The sequence below is a fragment of the Haliovirga abyssi genome, from assembly GCF_030295325.1.
GTDB classification, from domain to species: Bacteria; Fusobacteriota; Fusobacteriia; order Fusobacteriales; family Haliovirgaceae; genus Haliovirga; species Haliovirga abyssi.
In genome coordinates, this window is sequence record NZ_AP027059.1 from 755,916 (window position 1) to 775,804 (window position 19,889).

Annotated in this window: 13 protein-coding genes; all 13 read left to right on the forward strand. The window is 25.5% G+C overall.

Annotation, left to right across the window (positions count from 1 at the left end):
• Positions 1–3 precede the first annotated feature (3 nt).
• The 13 genes from RDY08_RS03385 (at position 4) to RDY08_RS03445 (ending at position 19,889) form a co-directional block, all read left to right on the forward strand.
• A complete protein-coding gene (locus tag RDY08_RS03385) occupies positions 4–1,344 on the forward strand; it encodes a tetratricopeptide repeat protein (protein WP_307905017.1) in 1,341 nt (446 codons plus the stop codon).
• A 48-nt stretch (positions 1,345–1,392) separates the two neighbouring features.
• Positions 1,393–1,827, forward strand: coding sequence for an Hsp20/alpha crystallin family protein (locus RDY08_RS03390; protein ID WP_307905018.1), 435 nt, complete (start codon positions 1,393–1,395; stop codon positions 1,825–1,827).
• Positions 1,828–1,941: 114 nt separating this feature from the next.
• Positions 1,942–5,163, forward strand: a complete 3,222-nt coding sequence (carB, locus tag RDY08_RS03395) for a carbamoyl-phosphate synthase large subunit (RefSeq protein ID WP_307905019.1) — start codon at positions 1,942–1,944, stop codon at positions 5,161–5,163.
• A 353-nt stretch (positions 5,164–5,516) separates the two neighbouring features.
• Positions 5,517–7,436: a DUF1858 domain-containing protein gene (locus tag RDY08_RS03400; RefSeq protein WP_307905020.1), complete on the forward strand. Its 1,920-nt coding sequence runs from the start codon at positions 5,517–5,519 to the stop codon at positions 7,434–7,436.
• Between the two features lie 245 nt (positions 7,437–7,681).
• Positions 7,682–8,305 (forward strand): hypothetical protein, encoded by a 624-nt coding sequence (locus tag RDY08_RS03405; protein WP_307905021.1) that lies wholly within the window; start codon positions 7,682–7,684, stop codon positions 8,303–8,305.
• The gene (locus RDY08_RS03410) at positions 8,277–9,431 is read left to right on the forward strand and encodes a glycosyltransferase family 9 protein (protein ID WP_307905022.1); all 1,155 of its coding nucleotides are present in this window, start codon (positions 8,277–8,279) and stop codon (positions 9,429–9,431) included. The genes RDY08_RS03405 and RDY08_RS03410 overlap by 29 nt, the downstream gene beginning before the upstream one ends.
• 48 nt (positions 9,432–9,479) lie before the next feature.
• Positions 9,480–10,679 (forward strand): ABC transporter permease, encoded by a 1,200-nt coding sequence (locus RDY08_RS03415; protein ID WP_307905023.1) that lies wholly within the window; start codon positions 9,480–9,482, stop codon positions 10,677–10,679.
• Between the two features lie 64 nt (positions 10,680–10,743).
• Entirely contained in the window at positions 10,744–14,127 is a 3,384-nt protein-coding gene (locus tag RDY08_RS03420) for a response regulator (RefSeq protein WP_307905024.1), read from the forward strand.
• Between the two features lie 124 nt (positions 14,128–14,251).
• Positions 14,252–15,436: an ABC transporter permease gene (locus tag RDY08_RS03425; protein WP_307905025.1), complete on the forward strand. Its 1,185-nt coding sequence runs from the start codon at positions 14,252–14,254 to the stop codon at positions 15,434–15,436.
• A 187-nt stretch (positions 15,437–15,623) separates the two neighbouring features.
• A complete protein-coding gene (locus RDY08_RS03430; RefSeq protein ID WP_307905026.1) occupies positions 15,624–17,177 on the forward strand; it encodes a P-loop NTPase family protein in 1,554 nt (517 codons plus the stop codon).
• A 103-nt stretch (positions 17,178–17,280) separates the two neighbouring features.
• The gene (locus RDY08_RS03435; RefSeq protein WP_307905027.1) at positions 17,281–18,387 is read left to right on the forward strand and encodes a two-component system sensor histidine kinase NtrB; all 1,107 of its coding nucleotides are present in this window, start codon (positions 17,281–17,283) and stop codon (positions 18,385–18,387) included.
• A 25-nt stretch (positions 18,388–18,412) separates the two neighbouring features.
• A complete protein-coding gene (locus tag RDY08_RS03440) occupies positions 18,413–19,297 on the forward strand; it encodes a PHP domain-containing protein (RefSeq protein ID WP_307905028.1) in 885 nt (294 codons plus the stop codon).
• Positions 19,266–19,889: a DUF502 domain-containing protein gene (locus tag RDY08_RS03445; RefSeq protein ID WP_307905029.1), complete on the forward strand. Its 624-nt coding sequence runs from the start codon at positions 19,266–19,268 to the stop codon at positions 19,887–19,889. The genes RDY08_RS03440 and RDY08_RS03445 overlap by 32 nt, the downstream gene beginning before the upstream one ends.

A 19,889-nucleotide genomic window follows, 5' to 3' on the forward strand; every position in this document is an offset into this window, starting at 1 on the left:
TATATGATTATTTTTATTGTTTTTATATTATTAATAATAGGTATAGGAATATTTTTATATATGTATTATAGTAGAGAAAGTAAACTAGCAGAAGGAATTGCATATTATGATAATGATGATTATGAAAAAGCATTAGAGGTTTTAAAGTCTTATATAGTAGCAAAACCATATGATATAAGAGCTAGAAAATATTTGGCAGAACTGTATTTAAAACAAAATGAATATATATTAGCTTTAAAAGAGTGCATAGCGATAACAGTTAGTAGTTATGCAACATTTAAAGAGAAAGCAGATGCTTATGCAAAAATGGCAGAAATATATATTGAGCAAGGGATATTAGATAAAGCTACAAAAGTAGCTGTAAAAGGATTTAAGTTAGAACCTAAAAATGCGGAAATTCATTATAGTTTAGGAAAAATATATTTATTAACAGATAAATTAAATAGTGCAATAAAAGAATTTAATTTGGTATTATCAGTAGATAGAACTCATATTCCAGCAAGGCTAAAATTAGCAGAAATACATTTTAAGAATAGAAATGATATTAAGGCAATATTTCAGTATAAAAAAATAATAGAATTAGAGCCAAATAATAAAGAGGCTCATTTTGAATTAGCAAAACTTTATTATGAAAATGGTGAATATGAAAATGCTAAAAATGAGATAGAAAAGATAAAAGATAGAAAAGGTATAGAAATTGATTGCGATTATATACTTGTAAATTATTATTTAAAAGTAAAAAACAAGGAAAAAGCAAAGGAAATAATGGAGAAAGCTATATTAGGAAATGATATTAAAAATGAAAAGCTAACATCTTTAAGATATGAACTTGGAGTGATTTATGAAGAAGAAGGGAATTTTGAAGGGGCTTACGAGCTATATGAAAAAATAAAATTAGATATATTGAGATATAGGGATATAGAAAAAAGAATGCAAAAAATAAAAAAAGTTCTTTTTCCAGAAGAACATGCAAAGATGGTTCAACAAATAGATTATAATAAATTGCCAACATTGGAATTTGAAGATCTATTTTATAAAGTTATAGATTCATTAGGATATAAAGAAGCAAAATTAATAAAGAAAAATAGAAATTTAATATCTATTATTGCTGTAGAAAAGTTTAAAACTTTATTACAGGGAAAATATTTAATAGAGATGGGAAGAAATTTTGAAAGTGTAAGTAGACATGAAGTAGAAAAGTTTTTAATTAAAATAAAAGATGAAGGAGCAAAGAAAGGAATACTTATATCAACATCTACTTTTAATGATGCAGCTATAAAACTTTTGGAAGAAGTTAGTAATTTAGAATTGGTTGATAAAGTGAATATTTATGAATTAGCATAGGTTTGCATAGAAGAGTAACCATTTTTTATCAAAATAGGAGGAGAAATCATGGGAGATAGATATCATGGACATTTTGGAGATACAAAAATATTAAAAGATGAATTTTCAAAACTATTAGATGATTTTTTTGATTTAAAAAAAGAGGGGCTTCAAGAATATGATTTTTTGCCTGCTATGGATGTTTATGAAGCTGAAAGTAATGTTGTAATAGAAATAGAACTTCCAGGAGTAAAAAGAGAGAATATAGATATTGAATTTAATAATGGTATAATAACTATTAGTGGAATAAAAGAATCTAAAAAGGTTAATGAAAATGCTTTATTTCACAGAATAGAAAGAAATTATGGTAAATTTCAAAGAAATATTAAAGTTGAAAGTAAAATTATTGAAGATAAAATTGATGCAAAATTAGAAAATGGTATTTTAATGGTATTTTTGCCAAAAAAAGAAGATAATAAGATAATAATTAATTTGAATGATTAACCGGAAAAACTATTTTTCCGGTATTTTTTTGAGATAAAATCAAATCTTTAATATGAAAATGAGAAAAATTAAACATAATTATAATTTTATAAAATTTATAAAGGAGAGTGAATAATGGCAAAGAGAACAGATATTAAAAAAATTCTAGTAATAGGTGCAGGACCTATCGTTATAGGACAGGCATGTGAATTCGATTATTCTGGGACACAAGCTTGTAAAGCTTTAAAAGAGGAAGGATATGAAATTGTATTAATAAATTCAAATCCAGCAACTATAATGACAGATCCAGAAATGGCAGATGCTACTTATATTGAACCAATAAGAGCAGACATAATTGAAAAAATTATAGCTAAAGAGAGACCTGATGCAATCTTACCAACTATTGGAGGACAAACTGCACTTAATATGGCAGTAGAACTTGCAGAAAAAGGGATATTGGAAAAATATAATGTAGAATTAATAGGAGCAAAATTAGAAACAATAAATAAAGCAGAAGATAGAGAACTATTTAAGGAAGCTATGGAAAAATTAGGATATAAAATGCCAAAATCAGGATTTGCAAATAATTTGGATATGGCACATAAATTATTAGAGATGGTAGGATTTCCGGCAATTATTAGACCTTCATTTACATTAGGGGGAACAGGTGGTGGAATAGCATATAATATAGATGAATTTAATGAAATAGTTTTGGATGGAATTGACTCAAGTCCAATAAATCAAGTCTTAATAGATCAATCTATATTAGGATGGAAAGAATATGAACTTGAGATGATGAGAGATAAAAATGATAATGTAGTGGTAATATGTTCTATTGAAAATATAGATCCAATGGGAGTGCATACAGGAGATAGTATTACTGTTGCACCAGCACAAACATTAACAGATAAAGAATATCAAAATTTAAGAAATATGTCTATTGAGATTTTAAGAGAGATAGGAGTAGATACTGGTGGTTGTAATGTTCAATTTTCTGTAAATCCTGAAAATGGAGAAGTTATGATAGTAGAAATGAACCCTCGTGTTTCGAGATCATCAGCACTTGCCTCAAAAGCGACAGGATTCCCTATTGCAAAGATAGCAGCAAAATTAGCTGTTGGATATACTCTTGATGAGATAAAAAATGATATAACAAAAGAAACTTATGCGGCATTTGAACCAACAATAGATTACGTTGTAACTAAAATACCAAGATGGGCATTTGAAAAATTTAAAGGTGCTAATGAGATATTAACTACAAAAATGAAATCTGTTGGAGAAGTAATGGCAATAGGTAGAACATTTAAAGAATCATTACAAAAAGCTTTAAGAGGCCTTGAAATAGGAAGATTTGGGTTAGGAGCAGATGGAAAAGATGTTATTCCTACTGAAAGTGAATTGGTAGAAAATTTAGTAGTGCCTAATAAAGATAGAATTTTTTATTTGAGATATGGATTTAAATTTTTTAATAAAACAGTAGAAGATCTGTATAATCTTACAAAAATAGATAGATGGTATTTATATCAAATTAGAGATATAGTTAGATTAGAAGAAGAGATAGAAAAGTTTGATTTGGATAATATGTCTGTAGAATTAATGAGAAAAGCAAAAGAATATGGATTTTCAGATGTACAATTGGCATATTTATTAGAAACAGATGAAGATAAAGTTAGAGCTAAAAGAAAAGATATGAAGATAGATGTAACTTATAAAATGGTAGATACTTGTGCAGCAGAATTTAAAGCATATACTCCATATTTATATTCAAGTTATGAAAGTGAATGTGAGGCTAATCCAACAAAAAATAAAAAAATAATGATTTTAGGTGGAGGGCCAAATAGAATTGGACAAGGTATAGAATTTGATTATTGTTGTTGTCATGCTTCATTTGCATTACAAGAAGATGGATATGAAACTATAATGGTAAATTCAAATCCAGAGACAGTTTCAACTGATTATGATACATCAGATAGATTGTATTTTGAGCCATTAACAAAAGAAGATGTACTTAATATAATAGAAACAGAAAAACCAGATGGAATAATTGTACAATTTGGGGGACAAACTCCATTAAATTTATCAGGAAAAATAAATGATATATCTGGAGTTAAAATAATAGGGACTTCGCCTGATAGTATTGATATGGCAGAAGATAGAGATAGATTTGGAGAAATGTTAAATAAATTGGGAGTATTACAACCTAAAAATGGTATTGCAAAATCAGTAAGAGAAGCAGAAAATGTAGCTGGTATAATAGGATTTCCGATTATAGTTAGGCCATCATATGTATTGGGTGGAAGAGCAATGCAAGTAGTGTATGATATGAGTTCTTTGAGACACTATATGGAAACAGCAGTTTCAGTATCGCCAGAGCATCCAGTATTGATAGATAGTTTTTTAGAGGGAGCAATAGAAGTTGATGTTGATGCTTTATGTGATGGAGATGATGTAGTTATTGGTGGAATAATGGAACATATAGAAGAAGCTGGAATACATTCTGGAGATAGTGCTTGTATGTTGCCAACTCAAAATTTAACTGAAAATGTTTTAGATACAATTAAAGATTATACAAAAAAAATGGCATTAGAATTAAACGTAGTTGGGCTTATGAATGTACAATATGCAGTGAAAGATGAAAAAGTATATGTATTGGAAGTAAATCCAAGAGCAAGTAGAACAGTACCATTTGTAAGTAAAGCCACAGGAAGACCTTTAGCTAAAATAGCTTCAAGATTAATGGTAGGGAAAAAATTAAAAGAATTAGGGATTACAGAAGAGATTATTCCAAAACATGTAGCAGTAAAAGAAGCAGTTTTTCCATTTGTAAAATTCCCAGAAGTTGATCCTAAATTAGGGCCTGAAATGAGATCTACAGGAGAAGTAATGGGAATTGATCTAAGTGTAGGAAGAAGTTTTTATAAAGCACAATATGCAATTAATGAAAATTTTCCACTTAGTGGTTCTGTATATGTCAGTGTAGCTGATGAAGATAAAGCAGGAATATTAGAAGTAGTTAAACAGTTTTCGGCACTTAATTTTAAAATATATGCTTCAAGAGGAACAGCTAGATATTTAATAGAAAATGGAATAAATAAGCTTGAAGTTATAAATAAATTAAAAGAAGGAAGACCAAATATAGTAGATTATATTAAAAATAATAAAATTAATTTAATAATAAACACAACAAAAGGTAAAAATGCAAGAGGAGATGGAGAAATAATTAGAAAAAATGCTGTTACAAATGGAATTTTTTATGCAACAACAATAGCAGGAGCGAAAGAAACAATTGATGCTATAAAAGAAAAAGTTGAAAAAGGGATAAATGTATTTTCGCTACAAGAATATTATAAGAGATAAAGATAAAAAAATAAATAAAAAGAGCAATTCGTGATGGAATTGCTCTTTTGTTTGTAATTTAATATTAAAAAATAAATTTATTTTTTATAAATGATAGTGTAAAATAATTGTAGGGAAAAAAGATATTCAACGCAGAGTCACAGAGAACGCAAAGCTACGCAGAGATATTTATAAGAGAATGTATATGAATTTGAATAAAAGATTTTTTTATTATCAATTATTATATTTCTCTGCGAACCTCTGGTTACTCTACCGGCTCTGCGTTGCAATTTTTTATAAATTTTAAGGTTGACTTTAATATTATAATATGCTAATATATATTCATAATAAAAGTTGACTAAGGAGGTAAAGAAATGAAAAAGTATGATGTTACAGAAAAATGTATAGGGTGTAGGGCTTGTTTAGGAGTTGCAGAATTAAATTTCGATATAAATGATAAGAACAAAGCATTTATATTAAAACAGCCAGATTCAAAAGATGAAGAAGAAAAATGTGAAAAGGCAAAAAATATATGTCCAGTAGATGCAATAATAGAAAAAATAAAGGAAAATAAAGAGGAAGTAAGAAATTTAGAAAAGAATGATTTAGTATTTGCTAATGCAAATATTAAAGAGACTTTAGATAAATATCCAGAGTTAAAAAGAGTTTTAGTTAAATTATCTCCCAAATTTAAAAGAATGCAAAATCCAATTATGTATAATACATTAGCAAGATTTGCTACTTTTAAAGATGCGTCTAAAATAACAGGAGTATCCATTTGTGAAATTTTACATACTATAAATGAATATTTAGGAATAGAGAAAAAATTAGTAGAAAATATGCCTGAATGTGTGGCTGCAATGAAAGAGGATAATGGATTTGAAAAAGAAAGTAGTCCGATAAACTGGGAAGAGAGTAATGAAAGATATATTTATAATAACAATTCTATTGAAGAATTAATAGATAAAGTATCAAAATTAAAACCTCAAGAAAATATTGTTATGTTATCAGTAGAATTACCTTTGGAACTATTAAAATTAGTTGTTGGATTAAAATTTAAATATAACATTGAAAAAAATAGAGAATATAGATTATCTATTTTTAATTCTAAATCTGAAGAAATAGTAGATTGGAAAGATAGAAAAGATGAATTTGAGATTTTAGATGTAAGGACAATGGAAAGTGACCCATTTGATATAATAATAAAAAAAGCTTATTCTTTGGAGGAAGATAGTGGATTTATATTAATTCAAAAGTTTAATCCTATACCTATGATAAATATGTTAAATGAAATGGGATTTGAAAGTATTGTAGATGAAAAAAGAAGAAATGAAGTATGGATATACTTTCATAAAAAAGTATTAATCGAAGAAGAAAAAACTGCAATAGAGGATAAAATAGATGTGGTAATACAATCAGCAACACCAGTTGCGTATCCTGTAATGATGAGATTATTGCAATCGAAAAAGATAAGAAAATCTGTGAATATAAAAGAATTAAAAGTATGGGAAGAAACAGAAAAGCATTTAGGGTGGATTGTTAATGGAAAGGCGGATATAAGTTTTTCTGCATTAATTACATCTGGTAAATTAAAAAATAGTGATGTAAAAATACCAGCTTTATTTGTGTGGGATAATTTTGTGATACTTACAAGATATAAAGCTAATGGATTGGAAGATATAAAAGGAAAAGAGATATATGCTCCGTTATTTGAAGATGCTCCACCAGCAAAAATAACTAAATATTTAATACAAGCAAGTGGATTTGATATAGATGATTTTAAATTTAAATATGGAGAACCTTTTGGAAGGCCAGAAAAAATATATTCAGATTTTGTAACTGGAAAGGCTGATACTGTTATATTAAGAGAACCAGAAGCTGCATATGCAATAAAAGCAATGAAAGATAGAGGAGAAAAGATTTCTATTATATCATATAATAAAATTTGGAATGAAATTAATAAAGGGTTTGGAAGTTTTCCAAATGCAGGGATATTATTAAAAGGAGAATTTACAAGAAAATATCCAGAATTAACAAAAGTTTTGTTAGAAGAATTAAAAGAAGCTATAAATTGGGTAAATAATAATAGAAAAGCAGCAGCAGAATTATCATTTGATATGATGAGACAACCTGTTGATAGAATAGAAGAATTCTTGGATAGAGTTAATTTTAAATATGTTGAAGGAGATGAACTTGTAGATAAAGTGAAACAATATTTTGATATTCTGGTTAAAGAAGATATAGTAAATGATGTTGTAGATGATAAATTTTTAAATATGTTTAAGTTAGATTAAAAACTCCCGAAAGGGAGTTTTTTTAATTTACTAGAGAAGTATAAATTTATTCAGAAAATAAGTTACGCCGTTTTTTGAAATATGCGATTTTTCAAAATAAAATTTTTCATAAGCCAAAATCGCAGAAAAATATTTATATTTTATGAGATGAAGCGTAGCTTATTTTTTTTATAAAAAATTGTCATAACAATTTAAAATGTGGTATAATTAAACCAAGGTATAAATTTATTTTGTTGGAGGAAGCAATGGAAATTTTAGAAGAAAAAGCAAAAAATGGACAAAATACATATATAATAGAAAATAATAGTAAAAAAATATATTTATATAGTAAATATGACCCGAATAAAGATGTAGAAAGAGCTATAAAAAATATTGATTTTAATGAGGAGCAGATATTTATATTATTAGGGTTTGGGAAATATCATATAGAAAAAATAAAAAAAAACATGACAGAAAATTCTAATTTGATAATATTTGATTTGGAAGAAAATATAAAAAAATTAAAAAAATATTATATGAAGGATGAAAAGGTATTTTCTGAAAAAAATTTTAATGAAATTTTAAAATATGTATCTTTAAATTCAAAAAAAACTTATACATTTATAAAAGTAAACTCTTTATACAGAATAAATAGAGCAACTTATGATACAGTACAAAATGAAATAGAAAAACTGTTTAATTTATATAGAAAAGTGCCAGATGATTTTCTAAAGGAATATAATGGCAATTTTTTAGAGAATTGTAAATTATCTGAAGCTAAAATTAATTATGAATTTAAAGATTATATGTATCTTTTAACTAAGGAGATATTAGTTACATATACAAGGAGAGATAATAATTATGGGAATAAAAAAAGTAATATTAGTTAGAATGGGAGCTTTAGGAGATTTAATAAAAATAACTCCAATTATAGAAAGATTTTATGAATTAGGGATAAAAGTAGATGTGATAACAGATAGTGAATATAGTATAGTTTTATCAGAATATTCTAAGATAAATAAAATTTATTCAATAGATAGAAAAGATATTAGAGATATTTTTAATAAAAATGATAATTTAATATATTATGAAATGTATGATAAGTTATATAAAATTTTTCAAGAAATAAATAGTTCTGAATACGATTTGGTTATAAATTTGGGAGTTGCAAAATATCCGATAATTATAGCAAGTATGATCAAAGCAAAAGATAGAAAAGGTATATTTTTAAAAGGAAAAGATTTATTAGAATTTTATGGAGATGAAAAAGGGTATTTTGCTTATAAAACTCAATCAACTCCTAGTGAAAATTTAAAATTAAATAGAAAAGAAAATATCTGCGATTATTTTTTTGATGTAGCAGGTATAAAAAATAATTTTCATAGTGTGAGTATAGAAATTAAAAAAAATATAGAGATAAATAGCAATAATTTAATAGGAATACATATTGGGGCAGGTTGGAAAACAAAAAAATATATTTTAGAAAAATGGGGAAATGTTTGTAGTGGATTATTGGAAAGAGGATTTGATATATTATTAAATGGAGTAGAACAAGAAAAAGATGAAATTGAATTTTTAAGGAAAAGCGTATTGGAGAAAAGAGAAAAAAATTTAAAAAACAGAGGAGAACTCTTTGTAAATTATAATATGAGCGAATTTGACAAATTTGTAACATTAAAAAATATAAAATTATTAATTAGCACAGATAGTGGGCCTGCATCAGTTGCGGCAGCATTAGGGAAACCAGTTATAACTTTATTTGGAGCTACAGATATGTATAATGTAGCACCATATTCTGAAAATAGTTTTATAATAAATTCAAAAGAGAGATGCACTCCTTGTCTCAAAGAAACTTGTGATAAAAATATGGAATGTATGAGAAATATAAGTGGAGAATTAATTTTAGAAACAGTGGAATATATATTAGAAGGAAAGAGAAAGAAGATTAATAGCAAAGATGTTTATAGATGTAAATTTAATAAAGAGAGCAGGTTGGAAATAGTTAGTATGTATTGAAAAAATTAAAAAACTAGATGGTTAATTCTATGAAAAGAGGGGAATATTATGTTAGTTAAACTTGCATTTAGGAATATTTTCAGGAAAAAAACTAGAACAATTTTAACTTTAACAGTTTTAATTTTTGGAGTATATCTTGCTATATTTTATGATGGAATTTTAAAAGGATATACACGAGAAATGATAAATACATATATTAATACTGATATTGGAGAATTTAAAATTTATAAAAAAGGATATTATAAAAATAAAGATGATGATGAACGGTTGAAATATTTGATAGATAAAAAAGAGGTTGAAAAAGATTTAGATAAATTAAATATTGATAGATATTCTAGCCGATTACTATTTGATGGAACTATTGCAATTGATGAAAATGAATTGCCAATAAAAATTTTAGGAATAAATCCTAAAGTAGAAAATAAAATTTTTAAAAGAGATAAAGCAACAGTATCAGGAAATTTTTTAAGTGGTAATAAAGGAATAGTAATTGGGATTGGATTAGCTAAAGCTTTAAAATTAAAAGTTGGAGATATTGTAACTATTTTAGCAAGAGGAGTAGAGAAAACTATTAATGCAGATGATTTGAAAATAGTTGGAATAATTGAAACTAAAAATAATATATTAGATGAAAGTTCATGTTTTATAAATTTAAATTATGCGCAAAACTTTGTAAATACAAAAAAAATAAATGATATAGTTATAATGAATAAATTAAATAGAAAAGATATTAAAATTTTAGGAAAAAACTATGATGTAATATCTTGGAAAAAAGATTTAGGAAATTTAATAGAATTAATGGAATTTAAAGCAAAAGCTTCAAATCAAGTTGTATTTTTGATATTGATAATGGCAGGAGTAGGTATAGCAAGTACAATGTTAATGTCAATGTTAGAGAGAAAAAAAGAGATTGGAATAATGCTTGCAGATGGAATGAAGAGGAAAAATATTTTGTTACTTTTTTTAATAGAAGGTGGATTTATAGGAGTAATAGGAAGTTTTATAGGAGCTGTTTTAGGAGTGATAACAAATTATTTTTTGCATATTTATGGGATACCTCTTCCAATAGAAACATATAAAAAAATGCAGTTAAATATGGTTATACCTGAAAAAATGCATGCAGATTTGGATATGAAAACTGTTTTATTATTTTTTTTATTGGGAATTTTAATTGCATTGATTTCTTCTTTTTATACAGCATATGAGGCATCTAAAAGTAATCCTGTAGAAGCTTTAAAAAATATGTAAAAAATAGATTAAATGGTGGATCATATTTGTAAGAGTATAAAAGGATGATTAGGAGGGAATTTTTATGAAAAATAAAGGGATATCTATAAAAAGAGAGATAATATATATAACTACTTTTTTAACAATATTTATTTTAGTAGTTTTTGGAGCATTTTTCTTTTATAAATTTTGGGAATTGAATTTAGATAAAGCAAAAAATATAATAAAAGGAAAAAATAGAGAAATATCCATATTTACAGAAAGTTTTTTTAATAACATATTTAAAGATATAGATATTATTGTTAAAGATGAAAATACCTCATTAGCATTTAAAAATAAAAAATATAAAAAGAAAGTTTTGAAACTATTAAAAAATATATCAGAAACAGATAAATATATATCATATGTATATATAGGATACAAAAATAAAAAAATGATAATAAATAATTGGGAACCACCAAAAGGATTTGATTTGACTAAAAGACCTTGGTATATTTCAGCAAAAAAGAGTGCATATAAGATTTCAATAGGAAATCCATATAAGGAGATAAAAACAAAAGAATGGCTACTTTCTCAGTCGATTGCATTAAAAGATAAAGAAAATAAATTTGTTGGAGTCTTATCAATTGATTGCAATATAGAAAATATTGTAAAATCATTAGCTAGAGATAAAGAATATAAAACTCAAAGGACATATATAATAGATGAAAGTGGAAAAATTTTAATTCATCCAGATAAATTTTATATAAATAAATTTTATCCCAACATTAGAAAAAAACTTTTAAAAAATAATGGATATATTAATTATAGTTTAAGTGGAAATAGAAAAGTTATGGGGTATTATAGTAAGATAAAATCAACTGATTGGTATATAGTAACCTCAATAGATAGCAAAGAAATAGTTGATCCAATAATTTATAATATGGCATTAGATTTTATAATAATGATATTAATGGCGTTGTTAATAGGAAATATATTTAATATTATATTTTATAAAAGATTTGCAAAACCAATAATAGAATTAGAGGATAGAGTGTTAAAGATATTAAATGAGGAAAAAATAGAAAAAGGAGATTATAAAAATTCAAACAAAGAGATTATTAGGATAATAGAAGCGATAGAAACTATGACATCTAATTCATTAAAAGAGAAAAATAAAGAGTTAGAGGCTATAATAGAATCAACAAATAGAGGAATTGTAGTTGTAGATAAAGATGGGAAATCATTTTATATAAATAATAATTTTAAAAAAATTTGGGGAGAAGATTTAGAGTTAGGAAAATTAAATTCAAAAAATATACAAAAGATAGTATTTAGTAAAGTAAAAAGTGAAAAAATAGAAGAAGCTAAACAAAGATTTTTAAAATTTTTAAAAGAGAATAAAAGTTCTAAAGATATAATAGAATTAAATGATGGGAGAAGTATTGAGGTTTATTTTACAAATATAGATAACAATAGTAAAAGAGTTTGGAGTTTTAGTGATATAACAGAAGATAAAATGAAAGAATTGGAATTAAATATTGCTAAAGAAAAAGCAGAAGCAGCCAATAAGGCAAAATCAGAATTTTTAGCAAATATGAGTCATGAGATAAGAACACCATTAAATGGAATAATAGGATTTACAGAGTTAGTATCCAAAACACCTTTAAATAAATTACAGTTACAATATTTAGAAAATATAAAAGTTTCAGGAGAGGCATTACTTGGAATAATAAATGATATATTAGATTTTTCAAAAATAGAAGCTGGGAAATTGGAATTAGAATTTATAGAAGGAGATATAATAGATTTATCAGAAGCAGCAACAGAGATAACAAAATACAATGCAGATAAAAAGAATTTGGAAATATTATTAAATATAAAACCAGATGTACCAAGATATGCTAAGATAGATGTTGTAAGATTAAAACAGATACTAATAAATTTATTAGGAAATGCAATTAAATTTACAGAAAAGGGAGAAGTTGAATTAGAGCTAAAATTTATGCCAAAAGATAAAAAAATTGGATTTTTTACATTTTCAATAAGAGATACAGGAATAGGGATAACAGAAGAACAGCAGAAAAAACTTTTTAAAGCATTTTCACAAGCGGATAGTTCTACAACAAGAAAATTTGGAGGTACAGGATTAGGATTAATAATCTCAAATATGTTAGCAAAAAAAATGGGAGGGAAAATAGAGTTAGAGAGTAAATCTGGTAAAGGAACAAAATTTTATTTTACAATAGAAACAGAGTATGAAGAGGAGAATGATTTATTATTAAGAGATATATCAAAAGAGATAAAAAGGGTAATGATAGTAGATGATAATAAAAAAAATAGAGAGATACTAAGTGAAAATTTAAAATATTTCGGGATAGAGAGTAGAGGAATATCAAATGGATATGACGCAATAGAAATTTTAAAAGATGGTTATAAAGTAGATTTGGTAATAATGGATTATCATATGCCAAAATTAGATGGGTTGTCAACGATAAAGGAGATAAGAAAACTATTTAGTAAAGAAAAGTTACCAATAATATTATTACATAGTTCATCAGATGATTTTAAATTAAATGAGAAGTGTAAAGAGTTAGGAGTAAGATTTAATTTGCAAAAACCAATAAACTCACGAGAGCTAATTAGTTATTTGAAAAATATAAAAATGGAACAAGTATATAATAAACCTAAAACAGAAGATAAAAGAGGGAAGAGGCAAGAAGATATAATAACAAAAGATAAAGTAACCATATTAATAGCAGAGGATGTGGAGATAAATATGCTATTAATAGAAACAATGGTAACAATGTATATACCAAATTCTAATATATTAAAAGCTAAAAATGGAGAAGAGGTATTAGAAATAGTAAAAAATAATAAAGTGGATTTAATATTAATGGATGTGCATATGCCTGAAAAAGATGGGATAGAAGCAACAATAGAAATAAGAAAAAGGGAAAAAGATAGTGAACATATTTTTATAATAGCATTAACAGCAGGAGGAACAACTGAAGATAGGGAAAAGGCTCTATCTGCAGGAATGGATGACTTTATAACAAAGCCTATAGATAAAGATGAGTTAAAATCTACTTTAGGTAAATATTTAAATAAAATTATGAAAGAAAAAATGGAAAAAGATGAAAATAATTATCCAACCTATATAGAGGGAGTAGATATAAAAAGTGGAGTAGAGAGGATATTAGGAAATAAAGAGCTCTATTTTAAATTTATTTATGATTTTATTGATAAAAGTCAGAAGTATGTTGAAGAGATTAAAGGGTATCTATATAAAAATGATATTGAAAACGCAAGAAAAGTAGCACATGCTTTAAAAGGAGTATCTGGTAATTTATCAGCAAAAGATATTCAAGAAAAATCAACTAAATTAGAAAAAATATTGAAAGATAATGGCGATTATAAAGAAGAATTAGTTGAATTAGAAAAAGTTGTTGGAATCTTTGTGCATTCAGCTAATGAAAATAAAAAGTAATATGTTTTAATAGAAATAGTTCAAGATAGAAGCTTTTGACTCGTAAAAAAAGGGATATTTAAGATATCAGAATCTTAAATAAATCTTTTATCTTTAAAGTATAACTTATAAAGAGGTGATAAATATGATTAAGATGGCTTTTAGAAATATTTTTAGAAATAAAAAAAGAACTGTACTTGCTATTATTTCAGTTGCTCTTGGAATAGGTGGGTTGATTTTTGGACTTAGTTACATAAAGGGACTTGAACTGTTATTTCAAAAAGAAAATACTAAAGTAATGGGAGAAGTTAGAGTTACTGTGAAAAATTATGAACTAAAATCTAAACTTATGGATGTATCATCATCTATTTCAGTAAATTTAAAAAAGAAAATATTAAAAATTGAGGGAGTAAAAAGAGTAGATGGAATAATAAACTTTGGAGCATATATTTTTTCTGATAATGATGATTCAAAAGGTCTTGGATTTGGAGTTGAAAAAAACAGTTATATAAAAGATAAAGTATATAGAGGAAAATTTCTCACAAAAATTGGAGATATAGTTGTAGGGAAAAAAATACAAGAAAAATTAAATTTAAAAATTGGAGATAAAATAACTGTACTTACTGCAACAAAAGGAGCTTCAACTTTTGCGTTAAATTATAAAATAAGTGGATTTTATAATATTGGTGGACCTTTAAATAACAGTTTTTCAATATTATTAAATGATGCAATGTATCTTTTGGATATGGAGGGAGAAGTTACAGAATTACATGTATATGGAGAAAATATAAAGTTGGCAAATACAATAAAACTAAAACTAATGGATATATTAAAAACAGATAATGTTGAGATAAAAAAATGGGATGAAATTGGAGCAGCTTCTATTACTCAAGTATGGAACGCTACAAAAGCAGTTATGATAATAATTTTAGGATTACTCTCTGCAGTAGTAATTGTTAATACAATGGTAATGTCAGTTTTTGAAAGGAAAAAAGAGATAGGTGTAATGAAAGCATTTGGAATGAGTCGTATAAAAATAATAAAATTAATTTGTACAGAAGGGTTATTTATGGGAGTAATTGGAAGCTTATTAGGAATTTTAATAGGTGGCTTTGCAGGATATTATTTTTCTGTTAATGGAATTTTTTTGGGAAGTTCTATGAATGGAGTAATGGGAAATATAGATATTGGAGATACACTATACACAAAATTAGCAATATCTGATATAATAGTTAGCGGAATAACTGGAATTATAGTTGGAATATTTGCAAGTTTTATACCTGCGGTAATTGAAATAAGAAAAAGAGTTGTACGAAATTTATACGAATGATTAAAACAGTATTAATATTAATGATTAGACCCCAAAAAGGTAGTTTTCTAAAATCATACCACTACATATAGTTTCGTAAAAGCTTTCGAACACTATATGTAGTGGTATGAAGAAAACTAAATACCTTTTTGTGGGTCAAACATATTAATAAAAAAAGTTAAATATAGGCATACAAATGGAGGTAAAAATGAAAGAATTTAATATAACAGGAACTTGTATTCCAGAAGAGCATTATATGGTAGATACGTCTTTAAAATTAAATAAAATAATGAAATTAATAGAAAAAAGAAACTATTTCACAATAAATAGGCCAAGACAATATGGAAAAACAACAACGATGTATTTGTTAGATAAAAGATTGAAAAATAATAAAGAATATTTATTAATAAGAATTAGCTTTGAAGGAATAGGGGATGAATCTTTTGGAAATGAAGAAAGTTTGTCAGAAGTTTTCATTAGCTTAATAGAAAGAGAGATTAAATTCAAAAAAGAAAAACAATTGTTAGAATTTATCAAAAAAAATAAAAAGTTAAGAAAATTTAGAGAATTAGATGAATTTATAACAGATTTAATATTAGAAACAAATAAAAAGTTAATATTAATGATAGATGAAGTGGATAAAAGTAGTAATAATCAATTATTTTTAAATTTTATAGGAATACTTAGAGATAAATATTTGAGAAGAAATGAAGGGAGAGACTATACATTTCATAGTGTGATATTGGCAGGAGTACATGATGTTAAAAATCTAAAGCTAAAATTAAGAGCAGATGAAAATAGAACTTTAAATAGTCCGTGGAATATAGCAGTGAAATTTAATATAGATATGAGCTTTAATCCAGAAGAGATATCAACAATGTTAATAGAATATGAATCAGATGCAAAGACAGGTATGGATATAAAAAATATGTCAGAAAAAATATATATGTATACGAATGGCTATCCTTTTTTGGTAAGTTGTTTATGCAAAATAATAGATGAAGAATTAGATAGAAATTTCACTGAGAAAGGATTAGAAGAAGCAATAAAAATATTATTGAATGAAGAAAATACACTATTTGATGACATAATAAAAAATATAGAAAATAATAGAGATTTTTATAAATTTATAGAAAAAGTTATATTAGGAAATGATAAAGTTGATTATGTACATACAGATATAATGGCTTCATTAGGTAAGATGTATGGAATAATAAAAGAAAAAAATAAGAAAGTAGAGATAGATAATAAAATATTTGAAATATTACTTTATAATCATATGATAGCAAAACGAGAAAGAGTAAAAGGAGTAGTGCTAACTTATGAATTTAGGACAAAATTTATAGATAATAATGGGAATTTAGATATGGAATTGGTATTAACTAAATTTCAAGAACTAATGAAAGCAGAATATAGAAAAATAGATGAAAAATTTGTAGAGAGAGAAGGACGGCTTCTATTTTTAGCATTTTTGAAACCAATAATAAATGGGACAGGATTTTATTTTGTAGAATCGGAAACACGAGAATCCAATAGAATGGATATAGTTGTTACATATAATATGAAAAAATTTGTAATAGAATTAAAAATATGGCGTGGTGGACAATATGAGCAAGAAGGAAGAGAACAGTTGTGTAGATATTTAGAAGCACAAAATTTAAATAAAGGTTATATGGTATTTTACAATTTTAATAAGGGAAAAGAATATGTAAAGGATAGCGTTATGGTTGAAGGAAAAGAAATTTTTGAGATAATTGTTTAGGAGAGATAAAATATAATGTTTTGACACTAAAAATGTAAAGAACTGCAAAAAGAAGAATAGTTATAGAGTTTATGAGATGAATTAAACGATTCAAGGAGGAGAAATGGAAAAAATTAGTAATATAACATTTTCAAATTTAATAGATTTTTTTCCTGAAATGATTTTTATTTTTAATAAATCTGGAGAGATAATATTTAAAAATAAAAGTATAAATGATATACTTGAAAAAAATTATGATTCAGTTTATATATTAAACAAAGATAAAATAGTGAATCATTGTAAACTGAATTTAGGAAGCAAAATAAAAAACAGCAAAGATATTATATTTTATAGAGACTGTTTTTTAAATGAAATTGTAGAGGATGTTTTTGAAAAAAAGGAGAATATTCATAATTTAGAGGGAGAAATGAAATTATTTGTAGGAGAACAGGAAGAAAAACTTGATATTATTTTAAATGTAGTTTATTTTACAGATAATAACAAAGAATATGTATTGGTTTCTATTAGAAATATAACTGATGTAAAAGAATTTGAAAGAAGAAAAATAGCAGAATATGAAAAATTAGCTTTAATAGGCTCAACGGTAGCATCTATAATACATGATTTGAGAAATCCACTAACTGGAATATCTGGATATAATTATATATTAAGTACAAAAGCTAAAAATGAAAAAGAAGAAAAAATGTTTAAAAGAATAGATAGAAATATTAATAAAATAAATAATATGTTAGAAGAAGTTATGAGCTTTGCAAACGGGAAAGAAAAAATAGAAATAATTAAAAACAGAGTAAAAGTTCATGATTTTATAAATTATGTTTTAGAAGATTTTCATTTTAATGATATTGAAATAGAGTTTGATTTAGGAGATATAAATATAGAAATTGAAATAGATGAAAATAAGATGCAACATGTATTTTGGAATTTAATAAAAAATGCAAGTGAAGCTATAGTAGATAGTGGATATATTAAAATAAAATTTAGAGAAACAGAAGATAAATATATATTTGAAGTAGAAGACAATGGAAAAGGGATTCCTGAAAATTTAAAAGATAAATTATTTACACCAGGAGCTACATTTGGTAAAAAAAATGGTAATGGATTTGGTTTGTTAAGTTGCAAAACAATAGTACATAGTCACAATGGAGAAATTTATTTTGAGAGTGAAGAAAAAAAAGGCACTAAATTTATAATAGAGTTGCCCAAGAAATAATATATTTTAGGAAGGAAGTTAAAAAATGATTGATTTACATATTCATACTACATGTTCTGATGGAACTTATACTCCAGAGGAAGTTGTAGAATTATGCAAAGAAAAAAACATAGAGGTTATGGCAATAACGGACCATGACACAGTAGAAGGGTTAAAAGAAGGGAGAAAAAAAGCTGAAGAGTTAGGGATAACATTTATAAATGGAATAGAATTTTCAACAGATTATTATGGAAAAGAAGTTCATATACTAGGGTATTTTTTAAATATTGAAGATGAGGCTTTTTTAAAAGAAATAAAATTATTAGGAGAAGAAAGAGAAAAAAGAACAGAATTAATGTTAGAAAAATTAAAAAGATATGGAATAAATATAACAATGGAAGATGTACTAGAAGAAGTAAAAGGAAATCTTATAAGCAGAACTCATATAGCAGGAGCAATGTATAAAAAAGGTTATATAAGAAGTAGAAAAGAGGCTTTTATTAATTATATAGGAAGTGGAAAAGGAGCTTATATTCCAAAAGAAAATTTATCCCCAGCAAGAGCAGTAAAGTTAATAAAAGATAATGGTGGATTAGCATTTGTAGCACATCCCAAATTAATATCATTAGGAGAAAAAAGAACCTTGGAATTATTAGATATATTGCAAGAAGTGGGGCTAGATGGATTAGAAATATATTATCCAAGTTTTTCATCTATAGATATTGCATATTATAGTAGAATAGCAAAAGAGAGAGGGTTAATTGCCAGCGGAGGCTCTGATTTTCATGGAGGGAATAGAATTGAAATTTCTATTGGAGTATCTAATGTAAAGAATGATATTTATGAAGCAATGCTAGAGAGACTAGAAAGTCAAAAAAATGAAAAAGTGAGGAGAAATAATGAAAAAGTTAACAAAATTTTTAAAAAATAATATTATAAGTGGATTTTTAGTGTTTTTACCAATAGGAATAATAATATTTGTTTTTAAATTTGCATATAATTCAATATATAATTTAGTATTACCATTGGCAACAACTATTTCAAAAACTTCAAAAATACAGACAAGTTTTTCGGTTATTATAACAATAACATTAATATTAGCAGTTTGTTTAATAATAGGTATAATAGTTCAGACAAGTATAGGAGAAATTTTTAGAGAAAGAATAGAAAATAGAATATTAAAAAAAATACCTGGATATAATGTAGTGAATGAAACAATAAAACAGATATTTCAAGGAGAAGAAACGCCATTTTCAAAAGTAGCATTAGCAGATGTATATTCAAAAGGAGCTTATTCAACATGCTTTATAACTGATGAGACAGACAATATGGTAACAGTATTTGTACCAGCAGCATTAAATCCAACATCAGGGAATATATTTCATTTGCCAAAAGATAGAGTTACAATTTTGGATGTATCAATAGATGATGCAATGAGGTCAATAATAGGATGTGGAATAGGTTCTGATAAATTAATAAAAGAGTTTGAAAAAAATAAAATTGAATACAAGGAGAGAATATAG